Origin of the sequence: Brevibacterium metallidurans (assembly GCF_037101285.1) — a bacterium.
GTDB classification, from domain to species: Bacteria; Actinomycetota; Actinomycetes; order Actinomycetales; family Brevibacteriaceae; genus Brevibacterium; species Brevibacterium metallidurans.
Map to the genome: position 1 here is coordinate 1 of NZ_BAAAAF010000018.1, position 8051 is coordinate 8051.

At 69.4% G+C, this 8051-nt stretch carries 7 protein-coding genes; 3 read left to right on the forward strand and 4 right to left on the reverse strand.

Going from position 1 to position 8051, the window contains the following annotated elements; all coding sequences use genetic code 11:
- Positions 1-148 precede the first annotated feature (148 nt).
- Together AACX88_RS15780 and AACX88_RS15785 are read left to right on the forward strand one after the other, a co-directional pair.
- Positions 149-1630 (forward strand): phytoene desaturase family protein, encoded by a 1482-nt coding sequence (locus tag AACX88_RS15780; RefSeq protein WP_339393814.1) that lies wholly within the window; start codon positions 149-151, stop codon positions 1628-1630.
- Positions 1631-1675: 45 nt separating this feature from the next.
- On the forward strand, positions 1676-2992 hold the full coding sequence (locus AACX88_RS15785) for a DUF418 domain-containing protein (RefSeq protein ID WP_339393815.1): 1317 nt from the start codon (positions 1676-1678) through the stop codon (positions 2990-2992).
- Here AACX88_RS15785 and AACX88_RS15790 read toward each other — a convergent pair.
- Positions 2968-4344 carry a hypothetical protein gene (locus AACX88_RS15790; RefSeq protein WP_339393816.1) on the reverse strand — a complete coding sequence of 459 codons (1377 nt, stop codon included), beginning with the start codon at positions 4342-4344 and terminating at the stop codon, positions 2968-2970. The genes AACX88_RS15785 and AACX88_RS15790 overlap by 25 nt on opposite strands.
- Positions 4345-4389: 45 nt before the next feature.
- Entirely contained in the window at positions 4390-5457 is a 1068-nt protein-coding gene (locus tag AACX88_RS15795) for an EamA family transporter (RefSeq protein ID WP_339393817.1), read from the reverse strand.
- Positions 5458-5528: 71 nt separating this feature from the next.
- On the opposite strand from AACX88_RS15795, the gene AACX88_RS15800 reads away from it, so the two are divergent.
- Positions 5529-6464, forward strand: coding sequence for a LysR family transcriptional regulator (locus tag AACX88_RS15800; protein WP_339393818.1), 936 nt, complete (start codon positions 5529-5531; stop codon positions 6462-6464).
- On the opposite strand, the gene AACX88_RS15805 is transcribed toward AACX88_RS15800, so the two are convergent.
- Together AACX88_RS15805 and AACX88_RS15810 are read right to left on the reverse strand one after the other, a co-directional pair.
- Positions 6385-7284 carry a hypothetical protein gene (locus AACX88_RS15805; protein ID WP_339393819.1) on the reverse strand — a complete coding sequence of 300 codons (900 nt, stop codon included), beginning with the start codon at positions 7282-7284 and terminating at the stop codon, positions 6385-6387. The two genes, AACX88_RS15800 and AACX88_RS15805, sit on opposite strands and share 80 nt — an antisense overlap.
- Positions 7281-7880 (reverse strand): hypothetical protein, encoded by a 600-nt coding sequence (locus AACX88_RS15810; protein ID WP_339393820.1) that lies wholly within the window; start codon positions 7878-7880, stop codon positions 7281-7283. The genes AACX88_RS15805 and AACX88_RS15810 overlap by 4 nt, the downstream gene beginning before the upstream one ends.
- Positions 7881-8051 lie beyond the last annotated feature (171 nt).

Sequence of the window (8051 nt, forward strand, 5' to 3'; positions counted from 1 at the left end):
ATGTCCCGTCCGGCTGGGGGGTCATGACGAGAGTCGGTGGACAGATCACGAGAAAGACACCACGCGAGTGGGGCAGTCAGGGCCGGGGTCACACCGGACTCCCGTCCTTAACATTCTCTACGTCAGGCCCCTCCCCTAGACTGAGGTCATGAGCACCCAGCCTGATGTCGTCGTCGTCGGATCCGGACCCAACGGCATGGCGGCTGCGGTCACCATGGCTCGAGCCGGACTCACCGTCGAGGTCCTCGAGGCGCAGCCGACGATCGGCGGCGGCTCCCGCACCCTCGACCTCGGGCTGGCCCCGGGGATCGTGAACGACATCTGCTCGGCCGTCCACCCGCTCGCGATCGCCAGCCCCTTCTTCGTCGACTTCGACCTGCGCGCCCGCGGCCTCGAATTCACCACCCCCGAGATCTCCTACGCCCAGCCCCTCGACGGGCGCCCCGCCGCGCTGGCCTTCCACGATCTCGCTAAGACGGTCGAGCACCTCGGCGAGGCGGGACCCGAATGGGACCGCTTTTTCCGCCCCCTCCTCGACCGTGTCGACGACACGATCTGGCTCTCCCTCGGCGACAAACGCTCCCTGCCGCCGACCCTGCGCGACCCCTCCGGCATCGCCAACGTCGTCAAGTTCGGTCTCCGCCTCCTCTCCCAGGCGAGCCCCGCGTGGAACATCCCGCTCTCACACGAGACGACGCAGGCCCTGTTCACCGGGGTCGGCTCGCACGCGATCGGCCCCCTGCCGGGCATGGGCACTGCCGCGGTCGCGACGATGCTCGCGACCATCGCCCATGCCGGCGGCTGGCCCTCCCCCGTCGGCGGCTCGCAGGCGATCACCGACGCCCTCGTCGCCGACCTCGAAGCCCACGGCGGCCGGGTCACGCCCGGGGTCCGCGTCGACCATGTCTCCGACATGCCCGCGGCCCGCGCCTACATCCTCGACACCTCGGCGTGGAATGCCGCCGAGATCTTCTCCGGACTCATCCCCGCCCACGTCGACCGGGCGCTGCGGGACTTCAAACACGGCAACGCCGCGGCCAAGGTCGACTTCGTCCTCAACGGGCCCGTGCCGTGGGCCGACCCCGACGTCGCGCGCGCCGGCACCGTCCACCTCGGCGGGACCCGTGAGCAGATGGCCGCCGCCGAAGGCGAGGTCGTCGCCGGCCGGATGCCCGACCACCCGGTCTGCCTCGTCTCCGACCCCACGGTCTTCGACCCCTCCCGCGAGGTGAACGGCCTGCGTCCGCTGTGGACGTACTGCCACGTCCCCTTCAACTGCCCCATCGACCCGGCCGACTACATCATCGACCAGCTCGAACGCTTCGCCCCCGGGTTCCGGGACACGATCGTCGACTACCGGTCCGTGCCGGCCTCGGAGATGTCCGAGCACAACCAGAACTACATCGGCGGGGACATCGCCACCGGCATCATCACGTTCTACCGGATGCTCGCCCGCCCGCGGACGAACTGGGACAACTACAGCCTCGGCGTGCCCGGTGCCTACCTCTGCTCGTCGGCCACCCCGCCCGCCCCCGGCGTCCACGGCATGAACGGCTGGTTCGCCGCGCAGCGGGCGCTCAAGCACCGCTTCGGCATCACCGAGGCGCCCAGCCTCTCCCCGCAGGACTGAGCACGCCCCGACCCGCTGATCGACGCTCCCGACCCGAGGTACGACATGACGCACCCCGAGTACCCCCGCACGTCCGCAGTCCCGAAAGCCGCACCGCCGGAACCAGGCGACCAGCTGGGACCCGCCGCAGCCCCACCTCGGCGAGCATTCGCCCCGGACCTGGCCCGCGGTCTCATGCTCTGCCTCATCGCGATCGCCAACGTCTCCGTCTACCTCTGGGGCACCCAGGCCGCGACCTCGCTCAGCGGCCACCCGGCCAGCGACAGCCTGCTCGACCGGATCCTCTCCGTGCTCACGATCCTCTTCGTCGACGGCAGCATCTACCCGATGTTCGCCTTCCTCTTCGGCTACGGCATCGTCCAGTTCGCCCGCACCCGCACAGCCGTCGGCGACGATCCGCGCACGATCACCGCGATGCTTCTGCGACGCAACCTCTGGCTCGTCGTCTTCGGCCTCCTCCACGCCGCCCTCCTCTTCGGCGGCGACATCCTCGGCGCGTACGGCCTGTGCGGGCTCATCCTCAGCTACCTCATCCAACGCGCCGGTGACCGGGCGCTGATGATCACCCTCTGGGTGCTGCTGGGAATCCTCGGCCTCTTCCTCCTCGCCCAGGTCGGCATGATCCTCCTCGCCCAGGCCCTCGCCGGAGACACGACGGACGAGCCGATGCTCGGCGACGACGCCGTCGGATCATTCACGACCCTCCTGCTCACGCAGGGCACCGGCGAGACGAACTACCTCCTGGCCGTCGGCGTCCGCCTCCTCGTCTGGCTGCTCGCGACCGTACTCGGGACCCTCTCGCTCACCGTGCCGCTGGTCATCATCCTCGGCGGGCTCGCCGCCCGGCACCGGTGGATCGAATCGCGGGGAGAGGACGCCACGCCTCGTCGGCCCCGGCTCGGTCTCGTCGCCGGAGTCGGCATCCCGCTCGGAGTGCTCGGCAACCTCCCGCAGGCACTCGCCTACCTGGGATGGATGCCCTCCGATTCGACGACGGTCGATATCACCGCGGTCCTCACCCCCGTCACCGGAGCCTGCGCCGGCCTCGGCTACGCCGCCCTGTTCGGGCTCGTCGGCCTCCGTGTCCAGGACCGCCCGCCGAGGCTGCTGCTGCCGATCGCCTACCTCGGCAAACGCTCGCTGAGCTTCTACCTCTTCCAGTCCGTCGTCTTCGCTCCGCTGCTCGCAGCGTGGGGCTTCGGCCTGGGGCGGACGTGGAACACGACCCCGGCGTTCCTGCTGGCCATCGGCGTGTGGATCGCCTCCCTGGCGCTGGCGACATGGATGGAGTCACGGACCTACAAAGGCCCCGCCGAGGTGGTGCTGCGTCGCCTCACCTACGGGCGTGCGGGACGGGGCTGAGCCACCCACGCACCGGTCTCGTCGTCCTGGGCCCAGTCGACGACCTCGGTGATGCCGGCGACGGCATCCGTGAGCCAGTACGTGGTGTCGGGGTTCCACCCGGCCATGAGGCTCGCGATGCGGTCGTCGGTGTCGCCGACGGTTGGTCGCCCCGCCGATTCTGGGAGCCGGTCCGCATCGCCGACGTCGACAACGGCGCCCGCAGTGCGCAGATACCCGGCGAGGCTGACGTAGACGCCGTCGTATTCCTCGGCCACCCGCGGCCAGTCGGGGATGACCCAGCGGCCGCGACGCCCGGTCGCTTCGAACCACACCTGACGCCGCTGGGCAGTGACATCGAGCGGATACTTCCGGCAGAGAACCGCCCACTGTTCGGGCCGGTCGACGATGAACACACCGTACGTGTCCCACAGGCGCAGCCGACAGGCCCGCGCCCGGCTGAGCCCGAAATCGTCCTCGACGAGACTGAGTCCGATCGGCTCTCCGCTAGGCCAGGTGCCGGTGGTCATCACCAGCTCATGCGCGGGAGTCGACCACCATTCGCCACTGCCCGCCGCGCGCGGATCCTTCGCGAACTCCTGCCGGTACTCGCTTTCACTTGAGGCGACTTCTGCCGACCATTCGCGCAGCGCCGCTGCGGCAGCATCCGACGGAGGTGGACAATCGGCTCCCGACATCAACGAGGCCGGATCCGCACTGAGGCGAGTCGGGATGTCGCCGGTGTGATCCGAGTCGTCCCATGTCAGCTCCCAGAGGTCATCGAAATCAAGTCCCGCCGACCAGGAGTCGAGCAGTCCGCTGTCGATGATGACCTCGGCCCACGGTCGCAGAACATCGACCATCACCGGGTCGGCCGCGATGACGTCTTCGGGATCAGGCGGCTGCCAGTACATCGCGCCGGCGATGACCTCGGCCATCGCACTCTCGAGTTCGGCCTGGCTGGGCACGTGGGGAGTCCGACGGCCCAACCCGACGGCTTCCGCAGCCGCATCGGCCTCACGCAGCTCGGCGAAGTCGGCCCCGGAATCAGAGATGAGGATTCCGGTCTCCCATTCCCGATCGATCGTCTCGGCGGCGGTGAGGGCGGCGCAGCCGAGAACGTCTGCCGGGTCAACCTCGACATCGTCCCCCGGCTCGACGTCTCCGTCGCCCACGGTCTCGACGTCACCGTCGCCCACTGGCTCGTCATCTGTCCCCGCATCCATCTCTGAGGCGCCGACGATCGCATAGAGCAGCGAGCGTCCCCGCGGGGACGCGAGCAGATCGTCGACGGTGAGGCGAGCGCTGTCAGCGGCGGGACGAACACCGGTTGGGGAATCGGGACCATCGCGATCGGCGGAGTTCTCGGACATGCTCACACCCTAGACGGTCCTCGACACGTATTTCCTGGGCTGCGGCTATCCACGGGAAGCGCCCTCGCACGACGTCCCCGCGGGGACGTTCTCCTCCCGCGTCCCCGCTGGGGCGTTCTCCTCCCGCGTCCCCGCGGGGACGTCCGGCACGGAGCTCCTACCCTTGGCCGGCTCGGACACTCCCGGCACCGGCTCGGGCACCACCTCGGCGAGGGCCGTCTCCCGGTCCGCGATCTTCGCCCCCTTCGCCGCTTTGAGCCCGGCCCCGAGGACCCCGACGATGACGAGTCCGGCCCCGCACAGCTCGCCGAGGCTCACCGTCTCCCCGAGCACGAGCCACGCCGCGCTCATCCCGACGATCGGGACGAGCATCGAGAACGGGGCGACGACCCCGGCAGGATTGCGCGACATCAGCCACGACCACATGCCCGAACCGATGACGGTGGCGATGACGACGGTGTAGACCAGGCCCGCGAGGCCGAGCAGACCCGTCGGCGTCGCCAGGGTCGTCAGGGACGTCCCGATCCGCTCGGGACCTTCGACGATGAGGGCGAGGATGAGCATCGGGACCGGCGGGACGACGGACATCCACATCGTGAACTTCACCGGTTCGACCGAATGCGCCTGCCGGTTGCAGATGTTGCCGATCGCCCACCCGAAGGCGCCGGCGAGGGTGAGGAGGAAGGGCAGGAAGCTCGCGGACGAGTCGAAGCGCTGCCAGCCGACGATCCCGAGACCCGCCATCGCGACGAGCAGGAACGCCATCTGGGAGGCACGGACCCGCTCGCGCAGCACCGTCATCCCCAGCAGCACCGTGAACGGCCCCGACGCTTGGAGGACGAGCGAGGCAAGCCCGGCCGGCATTCCCGTGGCCATCGCCCAGTAGAGGAAGGCGAACTGGAGAATCCCGAAGCCGAGCCCGTAGCCGAGGATCCACCGGACCTTCACCTGCGGTCGGGGCACGAAGAGCAGAGCGGGGATCGCGAGCACGGCGAAGCGCAGCGCGACGAGGAAGAACGGCGGGAACTGGGCGAGCGAAAGGTCGATCGCGAGGAAGTTCAGACCCCAGATCACGGCCACGGAAGCGGCGAGAAGACAGTGCTTGACGGACATGCCTCCATCCTCACCGCCACGACTCTTGAGCACAATCGCAAAGTTCTTCATCAACTGTGTAGCATGACTTCATGGTCATCGACCCACGTCACCTCGAGCTGCTGCGCGCTCTCGACGAGCACGGCAGCGTCACCGAGGTCGCCCGACTCACCCATCGCACCCCGTCGGCCGTCTCCCAGCAGCTGCGCCAGGCCACGCGCGAGTTCGGGCACCAGCTCGCCGAACCTGCCGGTCGCGGACTCGCCCTCACCCCGGCCGGACGGCTCCTGGCCGCGGGAGGACGCGACGTCGCCCGCGCGATCGCGCGCGTGCAGGCGGACTGGGAGGGCCACCTCGGCGAACCGGTCGGGGATATCACGCTGGCCGGACTGCCGAGCGCCCTGACCTACCTCCTGCCCGACGCCCTGCGTGAGCTCGCCGAGACGCACCCGGGCATCAGCTTGCGGACGCACGATGTCGACCTCGCCGAACACGAGTTCGCGGGTCTGACGAAGGACGTCGACATCGTCATCGCCCACAGCCTCGTCTCCGAACGGCCGGCGGGAACCGAGGGCCTCACCGTAGTGCCCTTGGCCCGGGAGCCGATCGACGTCGCCGTCGCCGACGCCCATCCGCTCGCGCAGAAGTCCCGGCTGACCCCGGACGATGTCGTCGACCGGCAGTGGGTGGGAGTGCCGGTCGGCTACCCGTTCAATTCGGTGCTCACCTCGATCGAACACCTGACCGGCCGCGATCTCGACGTCGTCCAGCGCATCCGCGACAACCGGCTCATCGAGGCGATCGTCGCCTCCTCGGACCAGCTCGCACTCCTCCCCCGGTACACGACGCCGGCGGATGCCGGGCTCACCCTCATTCCGCTCACCGGGGTGACGACGACGCGCTGGGTCTCAGCCGTCATGCGCCCGGACACAGCCGAGAGGGTCGCGGTCAGGCGCGTGCTCGACGCCCTGTCGCGAACCGACGAGGGACGAGCTTCTCCAGCGGCAGGAACGCCGCCCAGCAGATGACGGTGGGGAGGAAGTGGATGCCGAGCGCGAAGTACGTCATGAGGTGGAAGAGGCAGAAGAAGGCGACGACGAAGTAGAGCCACTTGCCCTTGATGAACAGGGCGATCGGGGAGAGGAACTCGAAGGCGAGCGTCGCCCACTGCGCGGCGATGAGGAGGCCGGGCATCTCGAGGAACGGCTTCGACCACTCGGCGCCGCGGCGCATGAGCGCCCAGATGATCACCGCCCCGTTGGCCCAGTGGGTGATGTTGCCCGACGCGATCCACTTCATGAGCACCGAGTAGAAGTACGTGAGCACCACGGCGATCTGGACGACGCGCAGGGCCCAGCCCGCCTTCGCCGAGGTGACCCCCACCTCCCGGAATCGCGCCACCCCGACCGTGGGGAGGACGACGGCGGCGATGACGAGCGCCATGTGGTCGTGGGCGACGTACCCGTAGCCCTGCGTGTAGAACATCCACGCCCCGAACGTGATCGCCACGACCCAGCCGCTGATGCGCTGCCAGATCCCGGCGGCGGCGAGCAGGGAGAAGACGATGATGAACGCGAGGAGGATCTGTGCGCCGAGTACGCTCACCGGCGGGATCCCGAGGACCCGGGCCAGCCACAGCGGCTGGTAGAGCTCCGGGGTCCACCCGTGCGGGATGACGTCGCCGGAGATCGTGAGGACGTCGATGATGATGAAGAGGTAGATGATCGCTCGGAACACCGCGACCCGGGCCAGCGGCACTTCGGGCATGAACCAGCGGAGGAAGGCGTTGCGCTGCGGGCCGGTCATCGTGGGGCTCAGCTGCGTGGCACTCGACTGCGTACTGCTCATCGCACCTCCCACTCGGCGAGGGTGCGCGTGACGGGTTCGCCGACGCTTCGGCCGTTGCTCAGCTGCGTCGTGTCCCGGCAGAGGATCATCTTCTCCGGTTCCGGCTGGCCCGGGTGGAGGCGGATGTAGGAGTCGGCGAGCGTCTGGAGCAGCTCGGGGTTGTCGATGACCCGCTGCAGCTGGGATTCGACGTCGCCGCGCTCGATGCCGACCGTGGCCGTGTTGAACGCGAGCCGCCTGGGTTCGTCCTCACCCGGGAACTGGGCGGCGATGCACGTCGAGTTGACCTCGCCGTTGAGGTCCTTCGCCGTCGCGTACTGCGTGAGCGAGCCGAGCGGGAAGAAGTCGTTCGTGTTGAGGAACTGCCCGGCCGTGAGGATGATCAGCGCCACCGCCGTCACCGCGATCCGCCAGCCCATGCCGAGCTTCGACATCGGCTTCCGTCCCTTCGCCGAGGCGGGAGCCGGGTCGTCGGCTCCCCTCGCCGAGGCGGGTGCCGGGTTCGCCGGCCCTTTGCTTGGCGCCGCGCCTGATGCTGCGCTTGGTGCGGCTTCCGGCGGTGTGCTCGTGAGCAGACGGTGCTTCTTCTCGTCCATGTGGTGCGGTGCTCATCCTCTCGTGCCGCAGGCGGAGTCTCGGGGTCAATCGTAGCGTTTCGCCCCGGCCCCGACTCTCAGCCCCGGCCCCGCATGTGGCCAGCATCTCGCCGTTCTCAGCCACCTTCCGGGGGGGGGGGGGGGGGGGGGGGGGGGGGGGGGGGGGCGGGG